The organism is Spiroplasma endosymbiont of Polydrusus formosus (genome assembly GCF_964263245.1).
Lineage (GTDB): Bacteria > Bacillota_I > Bacilli_A > Mycoplasmatales > Mycoplasmataceae > Spiroplasma.
Genome location: NZ_OZ181656.1, coordinates 1,241,443 through 1,262,677, shown reverse-complemented (window position 1 = coordinate 1,262,677; position 21,235 = coordinate 1,241,443). Strand labels below are relative to the sequence as shown.

Below are 21,235 nucleotides of genomic sequence, written 5' to 3'. Positions count from 1 at the left end.
ACAATTGTTTTATGCAATTAATCAATTGCAAAGTTATTTAACATGAATATATACAAAATCAGAATTGATTATTTTTGTAAAAGATAAAAATATATCATCAATTATAGAAAAAATTAATTATACAATAATTGAACATCCACAATTTATAAAAAAATATAAACTATTAAATAATTATGATACTATTTATGAATTTTAATTTTAGCAAAATAATAAAAAGAACTTTCAATTAGCGGTTTTATTCTATAATTTAGTATATTAAAAAAATATATAATTTTTAATTATTTAATTTGACAAACAATTTAATTGACGGTATTATATCAGTGATTTTTAAATATATAATTATATTTTTATTTAACCCCATATTGTGCCTTTATTTTAAAGGTATCTTGGGCTACCAATGGCCAGGGCACGTGCACAACAAAAGGTAAAAATTTTATGGTGTGATGAAATAAATTATGTAAAATAATAAAAAACATTTTTTAATAAGGGATTTTATTAATTGAAAGTAAAGAAAACAATAAAAAATTGATAAAAAATAACCCAAAAATGAATAAAAATAAAGCTATTTTAAACGAAAATGAACTAAATTTAAAAGGCGAAAAAGAAATAAATAATCTTTTTAAAGACTATAAAAAAATATTAATTAATAATAATGTTAAATTAGATAAATCAAAAATTAATTTTCTTAAAATATTTTGTAAAATTGAATGATTAATTGATGATATGAACAAAAAAATTGTCAATTAGATAATTATTATATTGATGTTAAAAATATTCGTGGTAATAAAAGAAAAGACAAAAAATCCAATTTTGCCAGAATATAATGCAATGTTAAAAAATTATAAAAGTCATTATATAATTATTGAAAAATGAATAAAAGAAAGCAATGAAAAAAATAAATTATCGCTTATATTACAAATAAATAATAATTTATTAGATGAAGTTATACAATTAGAATAAAAATAATTTACGATGAAAAAAACGATAAATAATAAAACTAATTTATAATTATATAATAAGTGAATTTAAAAAAAGAAGATATTGTTTGTTTGAAAATTAAAAGATAGTATCTAATTTAGTTAATTAATTAAAAAATAGTAAAAGGTTTTATTTTAATAAAAAACAAGCAAGCGGTGCAATAATTTTTATAGAAATATTTTGTCATCTTTTAATTGGCAAATATGCGGGACAAAATTTTAAATTAGAATTATTACAAAAAACATTTACAGAAGCATTATTTTGTTTTTATGAAAAAGAAACTAATATTTGTAGATTTAAAAAAGTATTATTAGTTGTTGGTGGGGAATAAAAATCAACCTTAGTATCTGCTATTTTTTTAAAATGTTTGTTATCTAATAACAAAAAAAGAGCAAGTATATATACGGTTGCAACAAAAAAAGAGCAATTAAAAATTATTTTTGATGAAATTAAAAGCATGGTTAAATAAGAAGAATGATTAAATAGTAAATTAAAAATAACAAGGGAAAAAATATAATTTTTAAGAGATTGATCACATTTTCAACCATTAGCATCATAAGATAAAACATTAGATGGTTTAAATCCATATGTAGTAATTTTAGATGAATTGGCAGTTATGAAAAGAGACTTATATGATGTTATTAAATCAGTAATATCAAAAAGAAAAAATACATTAATTCTTTTAATTATAACAAGTAGAAGTACTCGTGAAAATATTTATGATGAGAGATATAAATATGCTGAAAAAGTATTAAATAATATTTATCAAAACGATAATTTTTTACCTTGAATATATTAATTAGATAATTTTAATTAATGAAAAAAATTTAAAAATCTACATAAAGCAAATCCAAATCTTAGTATTTATAAAAATATTGAAAAATTAAAATAAAAATGACAAAAAGCAATTAATCAGCCATTACAACAACCAAGTTTTTTAACTATCCATTGTAATATTGTCTAACTGCAAGAAGCTTCATTATTTAATTTTGGCTTTTTACAAGAAAAAAATAATAAAAATGTTAATTTAGAAGATTATTTAAAAAATAAATATTGTAATATTGGTATTGATTTATCACAAACAATGGACTTAACTGCTGTTGTAATTTTAATACCCGAAAAAAACTAATGATTTTTTATTTTTCCACATTTTTTTATTTCCCGAGAAAGAACCTATGAAAATAAAAAAGAAGACAAAGTTTTATATTATGTTTGAGAAAAACAAGGATACATAACTTTTACGCTTTGATTTGTTGTGAATAGAGATTAAATAATTGATTATATTATTGAAACTATTAAAAATATAATTTAATTTGTGTAAAAATTTGATATAAAAGATATTACGCATATTATATAAAATAAAAATTAGAACAAAATGACTTTTATAATATAACAGAAATTGTAACAAATGGTATGTATACAATATTACCATTAATAAAATCGATTACTCCATTATTTTATGATGATAAAATCATTTATAATAATCACCCTATTTTTAAATGAAATTTAGATAACACAAAAATTATAACAGATAGCAAAGAAAATATTGTGCTAATTAAAAAAGTTCACACAAAAGGATTGATGGTTTTATGGTATTATTATTTGTTTATAAAATTTATACAAATACATGAACAACATTTTAAAATTTATCAAACAAATATAGGAAAAATTTTAATTATTAACTCATTTTAAATTACATTTTTATAAAGACTTGTATTTTTTAAAATAATGATGGTATCATCGTGATGACTTAAATTATTTGGTTTAAGTAAGGGAGGGTAATAAAATTATTTTGTGATTTAAGAAAAAACAAAAAACAATAAATAATAATTTATTAAAAAAAACAAAATTTTATGTATATTAATTGTGACTTTAAAACTTTTTTATCAAATTTTACTAATAATTATGAAATTGATGTTGTTAAAAGCACAATTAATCGAATAGCTAATGATATTGCACAATTAAAAATTGTGCCACAATGTATCGAAAAAGAAAATATTAAAACTACAAATAAATATAATTTAAAATATTTATTATATGTTAGACCAAATTCAGTAATGAGTGCTTATGATTTTTATAATAAATTAACAACAAATTTGTTTTTACAAGGAAATACTTTTATTTATATTCAATGAGAAAATGGTAAAATTAATTCTTTAATTCCTATTTAGGATGATTTTTAGAAATTTTATTCGATAAAAATAATCAATATTTTATAAAATTTTATTAAAATAACACAAATTTATTATTATCATATAACGATTTAATACATTTACGAAAATTTTATAATAAAGGATTATTCGGTGAAATTACAAATAAATCGTATAGAATATTTAACAAAATTACTAGAATAAATGATTAATTCATTAATTAATAATTTAAAACAATCAGGTAATTTAAAAAGTATATTAAAAATTAATAATATAGTTGCACCATAACAATTACAAGAAAAATTAAAATAATTTGTAGATAATAATTTACAAAATAAATATTGCGGTTTTGCCATTTTAAATAATGGTATAGATTTTCAAGAAGTAGATTGTAATATTTTTAACTTAAATAAAGAACAAATAGAACAATATCGAAATAATATTTATAAATTTTATAATGTTTCTTATGAAACTGTTAATGGAAAATATAGTTCAGAGCAATATCAAGGTTATATTAGTTCTATTATTAAACCATTATTAATAAAACGAGAACAATAATTTATCTTTAAAATTTTCAGCAAAAAATAATTATAATTAGGAAATTATATATCATTTTCAGCAAAACAAGTACTATTGGAAAATTTACAAGATAAAAAAGCATATTACGTAAAAATGTTAGAACATAGTGTTTTATCTTCGAATGAAGTTAGAAATCAAGAATGATATGAAAGTGTTGAGGGATTAGATATTTATATAATGACAAAAAATTCTGATTGATAAGAAAGAGAACAACTTAAAAATAAAAATATAGGAGATAAAAGTTAACAAAACAATTAATAACGAGATTAATAAAAAAATTAATTTTAAAGTAAAAAATATTTCACAAACAAATGACGATGGCATTTAAGAAATAATCGGAATTGCCAATAAATATAATATTATTGATTATCACATGGTGACATTACTGATGAAAATAGCTTTATTGAAACTATTAAAAACACACCAGCAGTCCCATTATTATGAGGTCATGAACATAAAAATCCCAATTGGAATTGCTTACTTAAAAAGTAAAAAAGATGGTGGATTTTTAGCTAAAATGCAAATTAATACAAATATTACAATTAGAAATAAGCATATGAAATTTCAAAACAAATGCAAAAAAAGTAATTAACCAATGCAATTAAGCGTATGGTATACAACAATATAAAAAGAAGATAAAGAAATTAAAGGAAATATTGTTAGATACTTAAAAAAAGTTGAAGTAAACGAAGTTTCATTAGTTCCATTGGGTGCAAATCCAAAAAGTGAAGTACAATAAATTAAAAGTAAAAATACTAATAATTTTTAATATTTTACAAAAAGAAATGTTAAATCTAGAAATAGAAGAAATTTTACAAAGAGATAAAAGTAACAAAATGATAAAAAATTTAAATGATAAATTAAAATAATTTAGAAATTAAAAAATAACAAAAAAAGAAAAATTAAACCTTTTAAAAAAGGTATTGAAACAAAAGCGAATGTATCTGATGAAGATGTAAAAAAAAGTTAAAGAACTTGTTAAAGAAATTAATGAAATTACATCATAATTTAATTGTTTAGAAATGATTAAAAACGAAATTGAACAAGAAGTTATCGAAGATAATCAAACACAGAACAACCAGAAAAGTTTCGTATTACTGAAAACTTTTATAATTACAATAATTATGAAAATAAAGGTATTTTACAAAATACTGATGATATTTTAAAATAAAAATAATATAAAAATGCTTGATTAAAAAAATTGAAACACAAAAAATTAATAAATCAATAAATTAAGTTTTTACAAATTGGCACAAATTCAAGTTGAAATCAAGATACCTCACTATTAGTACCATAACAATATGAGAAAATATTATTGCAAAATTACAAGATACATCTGATTTAATTAAAAATGTATTAGTTTCAAATATTGATTGTTTTTAAAAATTTGCTATTAAAAAAGATGAAAATATCGGTGAAAAATGAGCATTTTTTAATGTAGTAATAGAATAAAAAGAAGATAAATTATTATGATAGTAGAAACAACAGCAGAATTTTTAAATTATATTAAATTACTGTTGAGATTAAAAGAAAATGATAATAATTTTGGTAAAAAACTTAAAACATTAATTTATCAGCAAAAGAAATTTTATTAACTGATGACATTCCTATAATTGTTATTAATTTTGATAAAGATAAACAAATAAAAGATATCATAGGTATTTATTGTAAATATAATTTTGGTCAAAAAATTAATGAATTGCTATATTTATTTTATTATCATATTATACAATTGAAATTTAAAAATTGAGCAAAGTTAATAAATTAAAATTTAATGACAAAATAATATTAATTTTTAAACAAACTATTAAATATGAAGTTAATCTTTCAATTTTAAAAGAAAAAATACCGATAAAATATTTTTTGAGAAATATTATATAAACACATTAATGATTATTTTAATGTTTGTTGGTTAACATTAAAAATGGAACATAAAATTATTATTTATAAACACAATTTTAATAACGAAAATTATGTTGAAATAAATTTATTTGAAACTAATAAAGAATTTTTTATTAAAAGAATATATGATCCTAAAAATGATTACTTAAAATTATTTTTAACAGATAATATTGGATAATAAAAAAATGAAGAAAAAATTTAATTCTTTAAAAGATATAACATCAGAAATAGTTTCATCTATTCAACAATATACATTTGATATTAAAAATAAGATAAAAAATTAAGTTATTAATAACCAGAAATAAAATTTTAGCAGAAATAAAGAAAAAGTTCCGATTAGCAAAAACAATAAAAATCATTTATGAAATTATTTTATTTTATAAATTAAAGAAAATGATAATGAAATAATTGCTTACATAAGAGCAAAGAAAAAATATCAAATAGTACATTTAATTGAATTTGGCGTAAGAGACATTATTGGTCTGGTACACAAATTATAACACGACCGTTTATGTGGATCGCATATAACAACAATATTAATGATTTTATAGAAAATAAAAAAATATTATTAAAAATTAGATTTAAAATTAAATGAGTTATTAAATAAAAAAATTTAAAATTAATAAACAGGTTAATTTCTAAAAATTATTTTAAAATATCTATTTTTTATAATTTTGGTAAAATAGATGATAATAATTTATCAAATTACATTACATATTATGATATTACTGATCAAAGTATTTTATACACAAATAATATTTCATATGTCAAAAAACAAGTAATTCAAATATCAATTTTTACACAATAAATAATTTTTATTAGAAGAATAATTATAACAAAAATAATTGAGGAAATTAAACAAAAAAGTTGTTAAATATCAGCAAAACAATGTAATATAAATGCAAATACAGTAAAATTCTGATGAGAAAATCATAAAAAAAGGAAATTAAACAATTTTAAAAGACCTAAAATTTCTTTTGGCAAAATTGTTTTATAATATTATAAAACAAGGTATTAATTATTAAAAAGCTCCATGACTTTTACAATTAAGCAAACCAATAATCATCTCTTTTATTAAACAAAATTGTCGTTAATATTCAATAAAATTATTACTAGAAATAACAGGGTTAAAACGTAGTTGTTGAGATAGATATAAAAATTATGACAGTAGCAAAAAAGATAAAAAACAATAAATAATATTGTAAAAGTCTATGAAGAAAATTTAAAACAATTTGGATACCGAAGAATTACTAAATATTTAAATGAAGATTATGATATAAAATATAATTTAAAAAAATTTTTAAGGATTATGTGTAATAATCAAATACAACCTGAATATGTAAGAAAAATGAGAAGAAAAATGAAGTATAAACATAATAAATAAATAAAAAATTTTATTGCAATATCCTGATTTAATTAATTGTAAATTCAATGATATAAAAACAAGGTTTTTAGTATTATATACTGATGTAGCATATTTAATTTAAAAAGGAGAAAGATATTATCAATCAACAATTATTGATGAATATACTAAAGAAATAGTTGATGTAAAGTGATCTAAATATAATGACAATAAATTAGTAATGGATAATTTAAATGATGCAATTAATAAAATAAAATTGATAAAAAAGATCTGAATGACATAATAATTCATCTCAGATCACGGATATCAATATAAATTCGCTATTTATCACGATAAATGTTTATCTAACGGTATTATTATTTCAATAGGGAAAATTACCACTATGAAGATAATATTGTTATAAAAAGTTTTCATTAATTACTTAAAAAAGCTACAATAAATAAGAAAATATATAATCCACACAAATAATATATAAAAAATGTTATAGAATTAAATATATAGTATTTAAATCATAAATAAAAAGATATAATTAAAAAAATAGTAAATACCTTTTATTATTATTTACTAAAATGGGTGAAGTCTTATATAATCCGGAAGAAATTAAAAAAGAACTGATTATACACTTAAAAACCTTAGATAAATAAGGAGTGAATATTATGGCAACAATTAATTTGCCACAAATACCTTTTGCGTTAGGGGGTAATACAACAGATCAAAAAGCGTATGTCGATATGGTTAATGCTTTATTTTGAGTGGACTTTTATATAACGAATATGCAAGTATTATGCAAAAATATGCAATAGCAACTGTTAAACGAGTTGTTTGATTACCTAACGCAGGACAAGCAATATATAAAAAATTTAACTCATCGTTGTGGTATGACAAGATGAGATTATGCATTACAAAACGGTGGGACAACTCACAAACTATAGGATTAACAAGAATTCCGGTTCTGATTGATAAAAAATTTAATTTAAAATTAATTAATGAGGCTTTTGATTTAGCAATGATAGAACAAAATATTAAAAATAGTGTTATTGCTGATGCTATTTCTATTGTTGTACAGAATAAATTTGTTAATTTAGAATGTGAATTAATTCAAGCTATTTATGATTATTGTTTAGCATATGGTCAATATGAAGTAATTCCATTTCGTATAGTTATACAGCCGATAATGCCGGTGATGCAAATAAAGCACTCTTTACATTAAATGAAACTTTGATTGAGTTAACAAATCAAATTAGTAATTTATATTTTGGTTTGCCAATCGATAAAATGTTTATGGTTTTAGGTCGAAGAGCCTATTTGGGGTTAACACCTGCTTATTTAAAAGTAATTTGTTAACAATCCTGATTAAAAGCAAAGGTTAATGGTGAATTATATAAAAATACAGCAATGGGTATTCCTGTACCAAAAAGTTTTAATTTAGAAAAAACATATACAAAAAGACAAGTTAACCGAGATAAAGGTTATAATTTTACTAATATAAATGGTTTACTTATTAATAAACAAGTATGAACATATTCAATTAATATTAATGCTATTCAACAAGTTTTAAATAATGATATTGTTAACCCTAAATGAATTTTTGGTGAAGTGTGCAATTTGCAACACCAACTATTTTATATCCAAAAATATGTAAAACTGTTTTAGAAAAAGCAACAACACAAAATGAAATTAATCAAGCAATTAATAACTTAAATAAAAATTATCATGTATCTATTGGATTATATTAAAACAATAATTACATAACCTAATTTAGGAAAAATTACAATGTCAGGAGATACTTCTGATGTTTCCGAATTAGAAACAGCAGTTAAATCAAAAAATCATAGTTATCAAAATGGAGATTTTATATTAGAAAATATAAAATCTCCTATTGTGTTGGTAATTGCTAATCCAAATAAATATAGTGGAAAAGTTTAATTAAGTTATTAAAAATAATTAATTATTAATTTATTAATATTTACGAGTTTTAACTTTATTAGTATATAATTTATAAAATAAACCATCAATAATTAAATTTGTAAATTTAATTAATAGGGTTAATCAATTTAAAAATAAAGTATTAAAGCCAATTAATTATATTACTGATAAATATAATAAAATTACAAATAAAATTGAAGATATTTATCAATGATTAAATCCAATTTACTTATTTAGATTTAATTAAAAAAGTTCATAAAAAGAAATACAATAAATATTAAATAAATTAGAAAAAGATAATAATATTAAAAATAAACAACAATTTAAAAATGAAAATTATCTAAATACAAATTGGCAACCTTTAAATAGTAATTGACTTTATAGCGGCCATATTTAATATAACAAATAAATTAAATTTAACAGGTAATTTAACTATTTTAATATATCCTGAATTGTAAATATATTTGGATTAAATCAAATGATATTTTACGAATTATTTAATTTATCACAAATATTTTTAAAAATAAGTTATAATATAAATAATGTTATGGTTAAGGAGGTAAACAATGGCAAAAATAAAATATGTAACAATTAAAATTACTGTAACATTCCAAAAAGTAATGCTTTGAATTTCTGGGTTTTGATTATTTATCTTGGCAATTTTAAATTATTTTCCAAGCATTAATGTTAACACAAAACTTTTTTATTTTCATAATACTAGTGGCGATAATGGCGCAATTATTTTAATTACAGCTTTCTTATTTATTTTTATTTCAACCTTTATTCGACATAAAATCGGTAAACTAGTTGCAGGAATTATTTTTATTACTATTGCGGTTGTTGGAATGATCGGAGCAATTATTACTTCAACAAAAGAAGTTTCAACATGAGTAATTGTTGTTGGTGAATTAATCGCTATAATTGGTGCATTAATTTGATTATTAGAAGGAATTGGGGCAATTCGTGCCAATAAAACTGGTTCCTCAACAAAAGTGCAATAATCACAAACAAACAGTAAGTAATTACAATCAATAAAAAATGTTTAACCAATTTTGGTTAAACATTTTTTATTGATGTATATTATTCAAAATAAAACTCTCCCTATTATTCCTAAATCACTGTCCCATAAAACTTTCATAATGATTGATTTTTATTATTAAGGTCTTCTTGTTTTACTTTAATTTTTCGTGGTTGTTCTGTTTGATTATCTTCGATAACTTCTTGTTCAATTTCATTTTTAATCATTTAGAAATGATTAAATTCTGATGTAACTTCATTAATTTATTTAACAAGTTCTTTAACTTTTTTACATCTTCATCAGATACATTCGCTTTTGTTTCAATACCTTTTTTAAAAGGTTTAATTTTTCTTTTTTTTGTTATTTTTTAATTTCTAAATTCTTTTAATTTATCATTTAAATTTTTTATCATTTTGTTACTTTTATCTCTTTGTAAAATTTCTTCTATTTCTATATTTAACATTTCTTTTTGTAAAATATTAAAAATTATTAGTATTTTTACTTTTAATTTCTTGCACTTCACTTTTTGGATTTGCACCCAATGGAACTAATGAAACTTCGTTTACTTCAACTTTTTTTAAGTATCTAACAATATTTCCTTTAATTTCTTTATCTTCTTTTTATATTGTTGTATACCATACGCTTAATTGCATTGGTTAATTACTTTTTTTGCATTTGTTTTGAAATTTCATATGCTTATTTCTAGTTGTAATATTTGTATTAATTTGCATTTTAGCTAAAAATCCACCATCTTTTTTACTTTTTAAGTAAGCAATTCCAATTGGGATTTTTATGTTCATTACCTCATAATAATGGGACTGCTGGTGTGTTTTTAATAGTTTCAATAAAGCTATTTTCATCAGTAATGTCACCATGTGATAATCAATAATATTATATTTATTGGCAATTCCGATTATTTCTTAAATGCCATCGTCATTTGTTTGTGAAATATTTTTTACTTTAAAATTAATTTTTTTATTAATCTCGTTATTAATTGTTTTGTTAACTTTTATCTCCTATATTTTTATTTTTAAGTTGTTCTCTTTCTTATCAATCAGAATTTTTTGTCATTATATAAATATCTAATCCCTCAACACTTTCATATCATTCTTGATTTCTAACTTCATTCGAAGATAAAACACTATGTTCTAACATTTTTACGTAATATGCTTTTTTATCTTGTAAATTTTCCAATAGTACTTGTTTTGCTGAAAATGATATATAATTTCCTAATTATAATTATTTTTTGCTGAAAATTTTAAAGATAAATTATTGTTCTCGTTTTATTAATAATGGTTTAATAATAGAACTAATATAACCTTGATATTGCTCTGAACTATATTTTCCATTAACAGTTTCATAAGAAACATTATAAAATTTATAAATATTATTTCGATATTGTTCTATTTGTTCTTTATTTAAGTTAAAAATATTACAATCTACTTCTTGAAAATCTATACCATTATTTAAAATGGCAAAACCGCAATATTTATTTTGTAAATTATTATCTACAAATTATTTTAATTTTTCTTGTAATTGTTATGGTGCAACTATATTATTAACTTTTAATATACCTTTAAAATTACCTGATTGTTTTAAATTATTAATTAATGAATTAATCATTTATTATAGTAATTTTGTTAAATATTCTATATGATTTATTTGTAATTTCACCGAATAATCCTTTATTATAAAATTTTCGTAAATGTATTAAATTGTCATATGGTAATAATAAATTTGTGTTATTTTAATAAAATTTAATAAAATATTGATTATTTTTATCGAATAAAATTTCTAAAAATCATTCTAAATAGGAATTAAATAATTAATTTTGCCATTTTCTCATTGAATATAAATAAAAGTATTTCCTTGTAAAAACAAATTTGTTGTTATTTTATAATAAAAATTATAAGCACTCATTACTAAATTTGGTCTAACATTTAATAAATATTTTAAATTATATTTATTTGTAGTTTTAATATTTTCTTTTTCGATACATTGTGGTATTGCTTTTAACTGTGCAATATCATTAGCTATTCGATTAATTGTGCTTTTAACAACATCAATTTCATAATTATTAGTAAAATTTGATAAAAAAGTTTTAAAGTCACAATTAATATACATAAAATTTTGTTTTTTTTAATAAATTATTATTTATTGTTTTTTGTTTTTTCTTAAATCACAAAATAATTTTATTACCCCCTTAAACCAAATAATTTAAGTCATCACAATGATACCATCATTATTTTAAAAAATACAAGTCTTTATAAAAACTTGTACTTTAAAATTAATTAATCATTAAAATTTTTTCTTATATCTGTTTGATAAATTTTAAAATGTTGTTCATGTATTTATATAAATTTTATAAACAAATAATAATACCATAAAACCATCAATCCTTTTGTGTGAACTTTTTTAATTAGCACAATATTTTCTTTGCTATCTGTTATAATTTTTGTGTTATCTAAATTTCATTTAAAAATAGGGTGATTATTATAAATGATTTTATCATCATAAAATAATGGAGTAATCGATTTTATTAATGGTAATATTGTATACATACCATTTGTTACAATTTCTGTTATATTATAAAAGTCATTTTGTTCTAATTTTTATTTTATATAATATGCGTAATATCTTTTATATCAAATTTTTACACAAATTAAATTATATTTTTAATAGTTTCAATAATATAATCAATTATTTAATCTCTATTCACAACAAATCAAAGCGTAAAAGTTATGTATCCTTGTTTTTCTCAAACATAATATAAAACTTTGTCTTCTTTTTTATTTTCATAGGTTCTTTCTCGGGAAATAAAAAAATGTGGAAAAATAAAAAATCATTAGTTTTTTTCGGGTATTAAAATTACAACAGCAGTTAAGTCCATTGTTTGTGATAAATCAATACCAATATTACAATATTTATTTTTTAAATAATCTTCTAAATTAACATTTTTATTATTTTTTCTTGTAAAAAGCCAAAATTAAATAATGAAGCTTCTTGCAGTTAGACAACATTACAATGGATAGTTAAAAAACTTGGTTGTTGTAATGGCTGATTAATTGCTTTTTGTCATTTTTATTTTAATTTTTCAATATTTTTATAAATACTAAGATTTGGATTTGCTTTATGTAGATTTTTAAATTTTTTTCATTAATTAAAATTATCTAATTAATATATTCAAGGTAAAAAATTATCGTTTTGATAAATATTATTTAATACTTTTTCAGCATATTTATATCTCTCATCATAAATATTTTCACGAGTACTTCTACTTGTTATAATTAAAAGAATTAATGTATTTTTTCTTTTTGATATTACTGATTTAATAACATCATATAAGTCTCTTTTCATAACTGCCAATTCATCTAAAATTACTACATATGGATTTAAACCATCTAATGTTTTATCTTACGATGCTAATGGTTGAAAATGTGATCAATCTCTTAAAAATTATATTTTTTCCCTTGTTATTTTTAATTTACTATTTAATCATTCTTCTTATTTAACCATGCTTTTAATTTCATCAAAAATAATTTTTAATTGCTCTTTTTTTGTTGCAACCGTATATATACTTGCTCTTTTTTTGTTATTAGATAACAAACATTTTAAAAAAATAGCAGATACTAAGGTTGATTTTTATTCCCCACCAACAACTAATAATACTTTTTTAAATCTACAAATATTAGTTTCTTTTTCATAAAAACAAAATAATGCTTCTGTAAATGTTTTTTGTAATAATTCTAATTTAAAATTTTGTCCCGCATATTCGCCAATTAAAAGATGACAAAATATTTCTATAAAAATTATTGCACCGCTTGCTTGTTTTTTATTAAAATAAAACCTTTTACTATTTTTTAATTAATTAACTAAATTATATACTATCTTTTAATTTTCAAACAAACAATATCTTCTTTTTTTAAATTCACTTATTATATAATTATAAATTAGTTTTATTATTTATCGTTTTTTTCATCGTAAATTATTTTTATTCTAATTGTATAACTTCATCTAATAAATTATTATTTATTTGTAATATAAGCGATAATTTATTTTTTTCATTGCTTTCTTTTATTCATTTTTCAATAATTATATAATGACTTTTATAATTTTTTAACATTGCATTATATTCTGGCAAAATTAGATTTTTTGTCTTTTCTTTTATTACCACGAATATTTTTAACATCAATATAATAATTATCTAATTGACAATTTTTTTGTTCATATCATCAATTAATCATTCAATTTTACAAAATATTTTAAGAAAATTAATTTTTGATTTATCTAATTTAACATTATTATTAATTAATATTTTTTTATAGTCTTTAAAAAGATTATTTATTTCTTTTTCGCCTTTTAAATTTAGTTCATTTTCGTTTAAAATAGCTTTATTTTTATTCATTTTTGGGTTATTTTTTATCAATTTTTTATTGTTTTCTTTACTTTCAATTAATAAAATCCCTTATTAAAAAATGTTTTTTATTATTTTACATAATTTATTTCATCACACCATAAAATTTTTACCTTTTGTTGTGCACGTGCCCTGGCCATTGGTAGCCCAAGATACCTTTAAAATAAAGGCACAATATGGGGTTAAATAAAAATATAATTATATATTTAAAAATCACTGATATAATACCGTCAATTAAATTGTTTGTCAAATTAAATAATTAAAAATTATATATTTTTTTAATATACTAAATTATAGAATAAAACCGCTAATTGAAAGTTCTTTTTATTATTTTGCTAAAATTAAAATTCATAAATAGTATCATAATTATTTAATAGTTTATATTTTTTTATAAATTGTGGATGTTCAATTATTGTATAATTAATTTTTTCTATAATTGATGATATATTTTTATCTTTTACAAAAATAATCAATTCTGATTTTGTATATATTCATGTTAAATAACTTTGCAATTGATTAATTGCATAAAACAATTGTTTTTTTATGTTAAATTTTACATTCAGATATAAATATATTTTAATTATTATATTTTAGCAATATATCTGTTTTTCCATTTATATTAAATTCTTCAGCCGTTACAGGTACTTTAAAATTTAAAGAAAGTATTAATAAAAAATAATATCTAATTGTTTCTTCGTTTTTATTACGATAAATATTTGGATACTCCTCCATTCTTTTTCCAAATTCATAAATTACACCTAATATTTGTAAATAAAGATCTTCAAAAATTATTGGATCTAAATTAAAGTCATTTTTAATTTATGGTAATTTAATTGATATTTTTTCTTTATTATTTATTGGATATACTGAAAATGTATTATTATCCTTATTTTCTATTTTTATTAATGAACAATTAAATTTTTTAAATAAGTTGTTATTGTTTTTAATTTTTCTTTTTTGTTATTAAAAATATTTTTAATATAAGATTTTAAATTATTGTTGTATGAATCAACTTCTTTTTTATATTGTCTATATATTATTTTTAATAATCTTTTATTTTCATTAATTTTATCATTAGAATAATTTACATTATTTTCTTTTCACTCAACAACAAAATAAATTTCACTATTACTTATTTGAATTTCATATTATGACATTTTTTGAGAAATATAATATGTTTTAAATAATTTTGAATCACCTTCATATAATATATTAATTTTTAACATTGTGGCAATATATTCACATGTACTTTAATTTGAAATTAAATCAAACATAGTAGGAATTATTTTTTTATTTTTATAATTTTCTGAAAATCAATTATCAAAAAATAAATTAATATGTTTTATTTCATATTTTATAAATAAATATTCAATAATATTATTTTCATCATATTAATCTCTTTTTTTATATTTTTTTATTTGCTTTTAATTTGATTATTTAACTTTAAATCTGCCATAATTAAATCTCATCTAATTAAATTTCATTAATTAAAGTATAAATATATTCATATGCAATTTTTTAAAATGACATTCTTCAAGTGCTTGTATTAAATAAATCATCTTATGTATAAACATAACCATTTTTGTCTTTTCATATATTGTTAATAATTTATTATCCTATAATCTGTTTATTCATATTCTAAATAGTTAATTATTAAACATTTAACCTCATCAATTTCATATCATTTTAAATTTAAGTTAAAATTTGTTGGCAATTAAATATTATCACACGTTGTTATTAATTACCAAATTTAAGATATAAATTTAAATTCTCAACTCATATCATAATCATTATCAATTTGTGTATAGATAATATCTTTATTACTAATTTTTAATGCTTTATTATTAATTTATTTTTCATTTAATAATCACTAATACAGTATAACATATTATATTTCCTCATAATTATTTTTATAGTTGCTCAATTTTAATAAGTAATATCATCAAGTTACACTGGATAAATTATAAGCATTAATTTATTTAATTGCTAAATTATACTTGTAAGTGCAAGTAAATAAAATTGCAAAAAATTTCATATAAAAATTTCATGATGCTAAGTTTATTTTAGAAAAATTAAAGCAAGGAGTTTTTTATATGGGATATAAACATCTTGGCATAGATGAAAGAATTTATATTGAGAATCAATTGAAATTTAAATTAAAAATTAGTGAAATAGCTAAAAATCTTAATCGAAGTATTAGTACTATTATTCGAGAAGTTAATAGAAATAAAGATAATAATCATTATTTTTCATTAATTGCACAAAATAAAGCAGAAAATAGAAAACAATCACATGTTTATTTTCATAAGTTTAAAAATAGAGAATTAGTAAAATATGTACAACAAAAATTATTATTAGGTTGATCGCCTGAACAAATTTATGGAAGAATTAAAAATTTTCATAAAGAATGAATTATTAGTTTTAAAACAATTTACAATTGAATTTATTCTGGATTACTTGAAAAGGTTACTAATAAAAATTTAAGAAGAAAAGGTAAGAAACGAAAATCTCAAGAAAATCGCGGTAAATTTAATGGTAAATCAATTAAAGAACGAAATGTTAATGTTAATAATCGCATAACTGTTGGCCATTGAGAGGGTGATACTATAGTATCATCACGAGGTAAAAGTAAATCATGTTTAATAACTTTAGTTGAAAGAACATCAAGATTTACTTTAGCAATGTTAGTTGAAAATAGAACTACTAAAGTTATTAACGAAAACATTAGCCATTATTTATCAATTCTTCCAAATAATCTTGTTAAAACTATAACATTTGATAGAGGTAAAGAATTTGCTAATTGACAACAACTTGAAAAAAATTTAAATGTGAAAATTTATTTTGCTAATGCATATTCACCCTGACAAAGAGGTACTAATGAAAATACTAATGGGTTAATTAGAGAAAAATTTCCTAAAAAATTTAATTTTTCAAATACCACGAAAAATGCAGTTCATAAATTTATATTGTCTTTAAACCATAGACCAAGAAAAATACTAAATTATCTTTCACCAATCGAATATTTGGTTAGAAAAATAATTTAGTTGCACTTAACTTTACAATTAGGCATTTAAAAATATTTTTGATTTGTGGTAGATATTCCGTTAACTGTTCTTTGATTAATACTTCGTTGAAAAGATGTTCCTGCAGACCCCGTTGTCAACAACGGTTGATGGGGTCATGGTATTAAAAATTTTTTTAATTAAATTATAGGACACCATTCTCTATTGTCACCATATAACCAGCTATTTCACTGGTTTAACATCGTTATAATTATCACCATAAAAAAGGGGAATTAATGCAATTCATAACCTTTTAAGGAACATAACTTTCAAAAACATAGCCCCCTCTTACCTTCTTATTAATGTTTATAACTTAAATATCAAATAAATATTTTTGGGAAAAAACAGCATCGATTTGTTCTTTCGATTAGTCAGTAATCGCTCGTGACTCGTTAATTCAATTGATGAATTAAAAGGAAACAAGATCTTTAACACAGCAATTTCATTATTTTTTAATAATGCTAAATAATTGGTTTCCATATAAATTTTAATACGATAACTTTTATTCTATAATTAAGCATTATATTTTAGCATAAACTTGATTAGTTTTTACTCAGGATGATCATAAATAATCGTTGCCGTATAAACAATATGATCAACATTATCTGCTATTGTTTTTATAATTATGGCAAATACTATTTCTTGCACCAACAATTGCTGATATAAAATTTCATTTGTTAAACTATCACGAATTAAAAGCGCCATCACAAGAAATAATCGATGTTTTTATTTTTAACTTAACAAAGTATTATTTTTTCACCCCATTAAATCTAATTGTTCCGATGCTAAAAACAACTTATAATTGCTAACCAATTGATATGTTTGTAATGCTTAATATGTTTCGATTTTAATTTAATAACCTTTACCAACAATTGTTCCATATAAATCAGTAATTATATACGGATATTTTTAAACAAGATTCATGATAATCAATTTACTTTCCATATATTTCCTCTTAATTATAACTAAATAAATTGCTTTCGTAGCTTTATTTTAATCTTTTGATTAATTCCCACTAACATTTTTTGACCACTCTCGCCTTTAAAACTAATTCACCCTAGTCCGGCAATAAATAATGAATAATTCCCTGGTTCTTTAATTTCAATTTCTCGCTCTATTCAGTCCCAATAATTTTTTAATCGAATTGATAAGGTACTTAAATTTTGCCTAAAATAATAATCTTTATTCATCAACTTGGTACGATGTAATTTTAAATTATTATTTTTATAAAAATGAAAACTTGTTTTACCACCTTGTAAATAAGAAAATATCGCTAACCCTTCATAAAAAATTGCTTGTTCGGCATTTAATTGAAACGTAATTGGTTTTAATAATTGTTTGGTAATCATTCTTTTATCATTATTGGCAAGATAAGTAACAATACTATGTTCATTAACAATCCCTGGGGTGTCATAAATCCTATATCTTGTTCCTAAGTTAACAACAATCTTGTCTAAGGTTGTTGCAATATTATTTGAAACAGTAATCTTTTGTTGTTGCTTGGTTAACTTAATTAAACTATTTAATAAGGTACTTTTTCCTGTATTAGAGCTACCAACAAAGACAACATTATTTGTCTGACATTTAAGGTAACGTCATAATTTATCTAACCCATAATTATTAAAACCACTAACTAAAATAATATCCTCAATCTTGCTAAAGATAATTGAACTAGTAAATAGTTCACTAATATAACTAATAATTTTCTGCTTATTAATTAATTTATCCACTAAATCAATTTTATTAATAATTAAGGTAATTTTATTGTTTTGGATCAGTTGTTCTAATTCAAAGTTTCGCGACCCATCTAAATCATAAATATCTAAAACATAAAAATAATGTCAATTTAAGTGATAATCTCGTTGTAACTTTGCCAAAAAATCAACTTTAGTAATATTATAATGAATTAATTCATTATAATGGGTTAACCGAAAACAACGATAACAATAATCTTTGGTTAATGTTTCAACATAACCAAGTTGGTTATGTTTGATATTTTGTAAGACAATCCCACACCCACTACATTTTTTATAAGATACCATAATATAATCCACACTCCCTTTCATCAAAAAACCTTTTATATAAAAGGTTTTTGCACTAACCGTTTATAAAGTAAATTTTCTAATAAACCCATTAACCACTTTTATTCATTAACTCCTGTTACTGGGACTATCAAAATAATTTCCATACGATCACGGTTAAAAAATAAAATATCTGTAATTAATTAATTACCAACCATAATTATTTCACAGAGGTTAACATTAAATTGACGGGAAATAATTAAGAAATACTTTAATAAGGGTTTTTTATCATTTAAATAATAATATTGAATCCCGGCTTTTTCAACAAAACGTTCGACTCGTTTACAGGCATTATTGAAAACTAAAACAAAGATCACCTTTAATTTTCTCTTTTTAACCTTTTGAATTAAATTTAAATTATCGACATTTGAAATTCCTTGATAAAAAGAAGTTAAGTGTTATCTAAATCATAAATAAAAAATTTAATACAATGTTTTTAAAATGATTAAAGATTAATTTTATTAATATTTTTAACATAAATTGATGGTTTAAAATAATTTGTAAATTGTAAATTCAAATGCCATAATTTATTTAATTTTAATTTTATTATAACACAAAAAATAAGTATTCAATATAATTTTATTTTTAAAATTATTGTATTTTTATCTTAAATTTATTAATTTTGACATGCCTAATTGTAAAGTTAAGTGCAACTAAATTATTTTTCTAACCAAATATTCGATTGGTGAAAGATAATTTAGTATTTTTCTTGGTCTATGGTTTAAAGACAATATAAATTTATGAACTGCATTTTTCGTGGTATTTGAAAAATTAAATTTTTTAGGAAATTTTTCTCTAATTAACCCATTAGTATTTTCATTAGTACCTCTTTGTCAGGGTGAATATGCATTAGCAAAATAAATTTTCACATTTAAATTTTTTTCAAGTTGTTGTCAATTAGCAAATTCTTTACCTCTATCAAATGTTATAGTTTTAACAAGATTATTTGGAAGAATTGATAAATAATGGCTAATGTTTTCGTTAATAACTTTAGTAGTTCTATTTTCAACTAACATTGCTAAAGTAAATCTTGATGTTCTTTCAACTAAAGTTATTAAACATGATTTACTTTTACCTCGCGATGATACTATAGTATCACCCTCTCAATGGCCAACAGTTATGCGATTATTAACATTAACATTTCGTTCTTTAATTGATTTACCATTAAATTTACCGCGATTTTCTTGAGATTTTCGTTTCTTACCTTTTCTTCTTAAATTTTTATTAGTAACCTTTTCAAGTAATCCAGAATAAATTCAATTGTAAATTGTTTTAAAACTAATAATTCATTCTTTATGAAAATTTTTAATTCTTCCATAAATTTGTTCAGGCGATCAACCTAATAATAATTTTTGTTGTACATATTTTACTAATTCTCTATTTTTAAACTTATGAAAATAAACATGTGATTGTTTTCTATTTTCTGCTTTATTTTGTGCAATTAATGAAAAAAATAATGATTATTATCTTTATTTCTATTAACTTCTCGAATAATAGTACTAATACTTCGATTAAGATTTTTAGCTATTTCACTAATTTTTAATTTAAATTTCAATTGATTCTCAATATAAATTCTTTCATCTATGCCAAGATGTTTATATCCCATATAAAAAACTCCTTGCTTTAATTTTTCTAAAATAAACTTAGCATCATGAAATTTTTATATGAAATTTTTTGCAATTTTATTTACTTGCACTTACAAGTATAATTTAGCACATAATAAAAATAATTTAATATTGGCGCTGTGTAGATACAAACGGCC

Annotated in this window: 33 protein-coding genes; 18 read left to right on the top strand and 15 right to left on the bottom strand. The window is 20.4% G+C overall.

All coding sequences use genetic code 4. The annotated features are described in order from the left end of the window. Window positions 1–546 precede the first annotated feature (546 nt). From ACE38S_RS06665 to ACE38S_RS06585, 17 genes are all read left to right on the top strand, one after another. Window positions 547–747 carry a hypothetical protein gene (locus ACE38S_RS06665; RefSeq protein ID WP_374696910.1) on the top strand — a complete coding sequence of 67 codons (201 nt, stop codon included), beginning with the start codon at window positions 547–549 and terminating at the stop codon, window positions 745–747. A 15-nt stretch (window positions 748–762) separates the two neighbouring features. Beyond that, entirely contained in the window at window positions 763–960 is a 198-nt protein-coding gene (locus ACE38S_RS06660) for a hypothetical protein (RefSeq protein WP_374696927.1), read from the top strand. Between the two features lie 586 nt (window positions 961–1,546). Further along, the gene (locus tag ACE38S_RS06655) at window positions 1,547–1,777 is read left to right on the top strand and encodes a terminase large subunit domain-containing protein (RefSeq protein ID WP_374697171.1); all 231 of its coding nucleotides are present in this window, start codon (window positions 1,547–1,549) and stop codon (window positions 1,775–1,777) included. A gap of 1,054 nt (window positions 1,778–2,831) precedes the next feature. Further along, entirely contained in the window at window positions 2,832–3,149 is a 318-nt protein-coding gene (locus ACE38S_RS06650) for a phage portal protein (protein ID WP_374696926.1), read from the top strand. A 612-nt stretch (window positions 3,150–3,761) separates the two neighbouring features. After that, window positions 3,762–3,908 carry a hypothetical protein gene (locus tag ACE38S_RS06645; RefSeq protein WP_374696913.1) on the top strand — a complete coding sequence of 49 codons (147 nt, stop codon included), beginning with the start codon at window positions 3,762–3,764 and terminating at the stop codon, window positions 3,906–3,908. Between the two features lie 187 nt (window positions 3,909–4,095). Further along, window positions 4,096–4,299, top strand: a complete 204-nt coding sequence (locus ACE38S_RS06640) for a hypothetical protein (RefSeq protein WP_374696925.1) — start codon at window positions 4,096–4,098, stop codon at window positions 4,297–4,299. A gap of 51 nt (window positions 4,300–4,350) precedes the next feature. Further along, window positions 4,351–4,446, top strand: a complete 96-nt coding sequence (locus ACE38S_RS06635) for an HK97 family phage prohead protease (protein WP_374697170.1) — start codon at window positions 4,351–4,353, stop codon at window positions 4,444–4,446. Further along, entirely contained in the window at window positions 4,433–4,576 is a 144-nt protein-coding gene (locus ACE38S_RS06630; protein ID WP_374696924.1) for a hypothetical protein, read from the top strand. The genes ACE38S_RS06635 and ACE38S_RS06630 overlap by 14 nt, the downstream gene beginning before the upstream one ends. A gap of 600 nt (window positions 4,577–5,176) precedes the next feature. Beyond that, window positions 5,177–5,302, top strand: coding sequence for a hypothetical protein (locus ACE38S_RS06625; protein ID WP_374696923.1), 126 nt, complete (start codon window positions 5,177–5,179; stop codon window positions 5,300–5,302). Between the two features lie 329 nt (window positions 5,303–5,631). Then, window positions 5,632–5,787 carry a hypothetical protein gene (locus ACE38S_RS06620; protein ID WP_374696922.1) on the top strand — a complete coding sequence of 52 codons (156 nt, stop codon included), beginning with the start codon at window positions 5,632–5,634 and terminating at the stop codon, window positions 5,785–5,787. A 1,011-nt stretch (window positions 5,788–6,798) separates the two neighbouring features. Beyond that, complete coding sequence (locus tag ACE38S_RS06615) at window positions 6,799–6,993, top strand: IS3 family transposase (RefSeq protein WP_374697169.1); 195 nt, start codon at window positions 6,799–6,801, stop codon at window positions 6,991–6,993. A gap of 635 nt (window positions 6,994–7,628) precedes the next feature. Next, a complete protein-coding gene (locus tag ACE38S_RS06610; protein ID WP_374695869.1) occupies window positions 7,629–7,775 on the top strand; it encodes a hypothetical protein in 147 nt (48 codons plus the stop codon). Then, on the top strand, window positions 7,757–8,182 hold the full coding sequence (locus tag ACE38S_RS06605) for a hypothetical protein (protein ID WP_374696921.1): 426 nt from the start codon (window positions 7,757–7,759) through the stop codon (window positions 8,180–8,182). Before ACE38S_RS06610 ends, ACE38S_RS06605 begins: the two co-directional genes overlap by 19 nt. Before the next feature lie 8 nt (window positions 8,183–8,190). Next, window positions 8,191–8,316: a hypothetical protein gene (locus ACE38S_RS06600; protein WP_374696920.1), complete on the top strand. Its 126-nt coding sequence runs from the start codon at window positions 8,191–8,193 to the stop codon at window positions 8,314–8,316. A gap of 51 nt (window positions 8,317–8,367) precedes the next feature. After that, the gene (locus tag ACE38S_RS06595; RefSeq protein ID WP_374696919.1) at window positions 8,368–8,625 is read left to right on the top strand and encodes a hypothetical protein; all 258 of its coding nucleotides are present in this window, start codon (window positions 8,368–8,370) and stop codon (window positions 8,623–8,625) included. Window positions 8,626–8,745: 120 nt separating this feature from the next. Beyond that, entirely contained in the window at window positions 8,746–8,898 is a 153-nt protein-coding gene (locus tag ACE38S_RS06590) for a hypothetical protein (protein ID WP_374696918.1), read from the top strand. A 566-nt stretch (window positions 8,899–9,464) separates the two neighbouring features. Continuing rightward, on the top strand, window positions 9,465–9,899 hold the full coding sequence (locus ACE38S_RS06585; protein ID WP_374696917.1) for a hypothetical protein: 435 nt from the start codon (window positions 9,465–9,467) through the stop codon (window positions 9,897–9,899). A gap of 109 nt (window positions 9,900–10,008) precedes the next feature. Here the strand turns inward: ACE38S_RS06585 and ACE38S_RS06580 are convergent, their stop codons facing one another. From ACE38S_RS06580 to ACE38S_RS06535, 10 genes are all read right to left on the bottom strand, one after another. Continuing rightward, on the bottom strand, window positions 10,009–10,143 hold the full coding sequence (locus tag ACE38S_RS06580) for a hypothetical protein (RefSeq protein WP_374696916.1): 135 nt from the start codon (window positions 10,141–10,143) through the stop codon (window positions 10,009–10,011). Window positions 10,144–10,283: 140 nt separating this feature from the next. Continuing rightward, window positions 10,284–10,439, bottom strand: coding sequence for a hypothetical protein (locus tag ACE38S_RS06575; protein WP_374696915.1), 156 nt, complete (start codon window positions 10,437–10,439; stop codon window positions 10,284–10,286). Next, a complete protein-coding gene (locus ACE38S_RS06570) occupies window positions 10,396–10,497 on the bottom strand; it encodes a hypothetical protein (protein WP_374697168.1) in 102 nt (33 codons plus the stop codon). Before ACE38S_RS06570 ends, ACE38S_RS06575 begins: the two co-directional genes overlap by 44 nt. Window positions 10,498–10,572: 75 nt before the next feature. Next, the gene (locus ACE38S_RS06565; protein WP_374696914.1) at window positions 10,573–10,776 is read right to left on the bottom strand and encodes a hypothetical protein; all 204 of its coding nucleotides are present in this window, start codon (window positions 10,774–10,776) and stop codon (window positions 10,573–10,575) included. Window positions 10,777–10,963: 187 nt separating this feature from the next. Next, window positions 10,964–11,110 (bottom strand): hypothetical protein, encoded by a 147-nt coding sequence (locus ACE38S_RS06560; protein ID WP_374696913.1) that lies wholly within the window; start codon window positions 11,108–11,110, stop codon window positions 10,964–10,966. A 612-nt stretch (window positions 11,111–11,722) separates the two neighbouring features. Next, on the bottom strand, window positions 11,723–12,040 hold the full coding sequence (locus ACE38S_RS06555) for a phage portal protein (protein WP_374696912.1): 318 nt from the start codon (window positions 12,038–12,040) through the stop codon (window positions 11,723–11,725). 1,050 nt (window positions 12,041–13,090) lie between these two features. Further along, window positions 13,091–13,312 (bottom strand): terminase large subunit domain-containing protein, encoded by a 222-nt coding sequence (locus ACE38S_RS06550; RefSeq protein WP_374697153.1) that lies wholly within the window; start codon window positions 13,310–13,312, stop codon window positions 13,091–13,093. Window positions 13,313–13,907: 595 nt separating this feature from the next. Continuing rightward, entirely contained in the window at window positions 13,908–14,057 is a 150-nt protein-coding gene (locus ACE38S_RS06545) for a hypothetical protein (RefSeq protein ID WP_374696911.1), read from the bottom strand. Window positions 14,058–14,120: 63 nt separating this feature from the next. After that, complete coding sequence (locus ACE38S_RS06540; protein WP_374696910.1) at window positions 14,121–14,321, bottom strand: hypothetical protein; 201 nt, start codon at window positions 14,319–14,321, stop codon at window positions 14,121–14,123. Window positions 14,322–14,906: 585 nt separating this feature from the next. Then, complete coding sequence (locus tag ACE38S_RS06535; RefSeq protein ID WP_374696909.1) at window positions 14,907–15,062, bottom strand: hypothetical protein; 156 nt, start codon at window positions 15,060–15,062, stop codon at window positions 14,907–14,909. 1,361 nt (window positions 15,063–16,423) lie between these two features. Here ACE38S_RS06535 and ACE38S_RS06530 point away from each other — a divergent pair. Then, window positions 16,424–17,374, top strand: a complete 951-nt coding sequence (locus ACE38S_RS06530; RefSeq protein ID WP_374695926.1) for an IS30 family transposase — start codon at window positions 16,424–16,426, stop codon at window positions 17,372–17,374. 567 nt (window positions 17,375–17,941) lie between these two features. Here the strand turns inward: ACE38S_RS06530 and ACE38S_RS06525 are convergent. The 5 genes from ACE38S_RS06525 to ACE38S_RS06505 form a co-directional block, all read right to left on the bottom strand. Beyond that, window positions 17,942–18,097: a hypothetical protein gene (locus ACE38S_RS06525; RefSeq protein ID WP_374696908.1), complete on the bottom strand. Its 156-nt coding sequence runs from the start codon at window positions 18,095–18,097 to the stop codon at window positions 17,942–17,944. Window positions 18,098–18,357: 260 nt separating this feature from the next. Further along, on the bottom strand, window positions 18,358–19,458 hold the full coding sequence (gene yqeH / locus ACE38S_RS06520; protein WP_374696907.1) for a ribosome biogenesis GTPase YqeH: 1,101 nt from the start codon (window positions 19,456–19,458) through the stop codon (window positions 18,358–18,360). A 158-nt stretch (window positions 19,459–19,616) separates the two neighbouring features. Continuing rightward, entirely contained in the window at window positions 19,617–19,790 is a 174-nt protein-coding gene (locus ACE38S_RS06515) for a hypothetical protein (protein WP_374696906.1), read from the bottom strand. 336 nt (window positions 19,791–20,126) lie between these two features. Continuing rightward, window positions 20,127–20,915, bottom strand: coding sequence for an IS30 family transposase (locus tag ACE38S_RS06510; RefSeq protein ID WP_374697167.1), 789 nt, complete (start codon window positions 20,913–20,915; stop codon window positions 20,127–20,129). Next, on the bottom strand, window positions 20,915–21,079 hold the full coding sequence (locus tag ACE38S_RS06505; protein ID WP_374696905.1) for a helix-turn-helix domain-containing protein: 165 nt from the start codon (window positions 21,077–21,079) through the stop codon (window positions 20,915–20,917). The genes ACE38S_RS06510 and ACE38S_RS06505 overlap by 1 nt, the downstream gene beginning before the upstream one ends. Window positions 21,080–21,235: the final 156 nt, after the last annotated feature.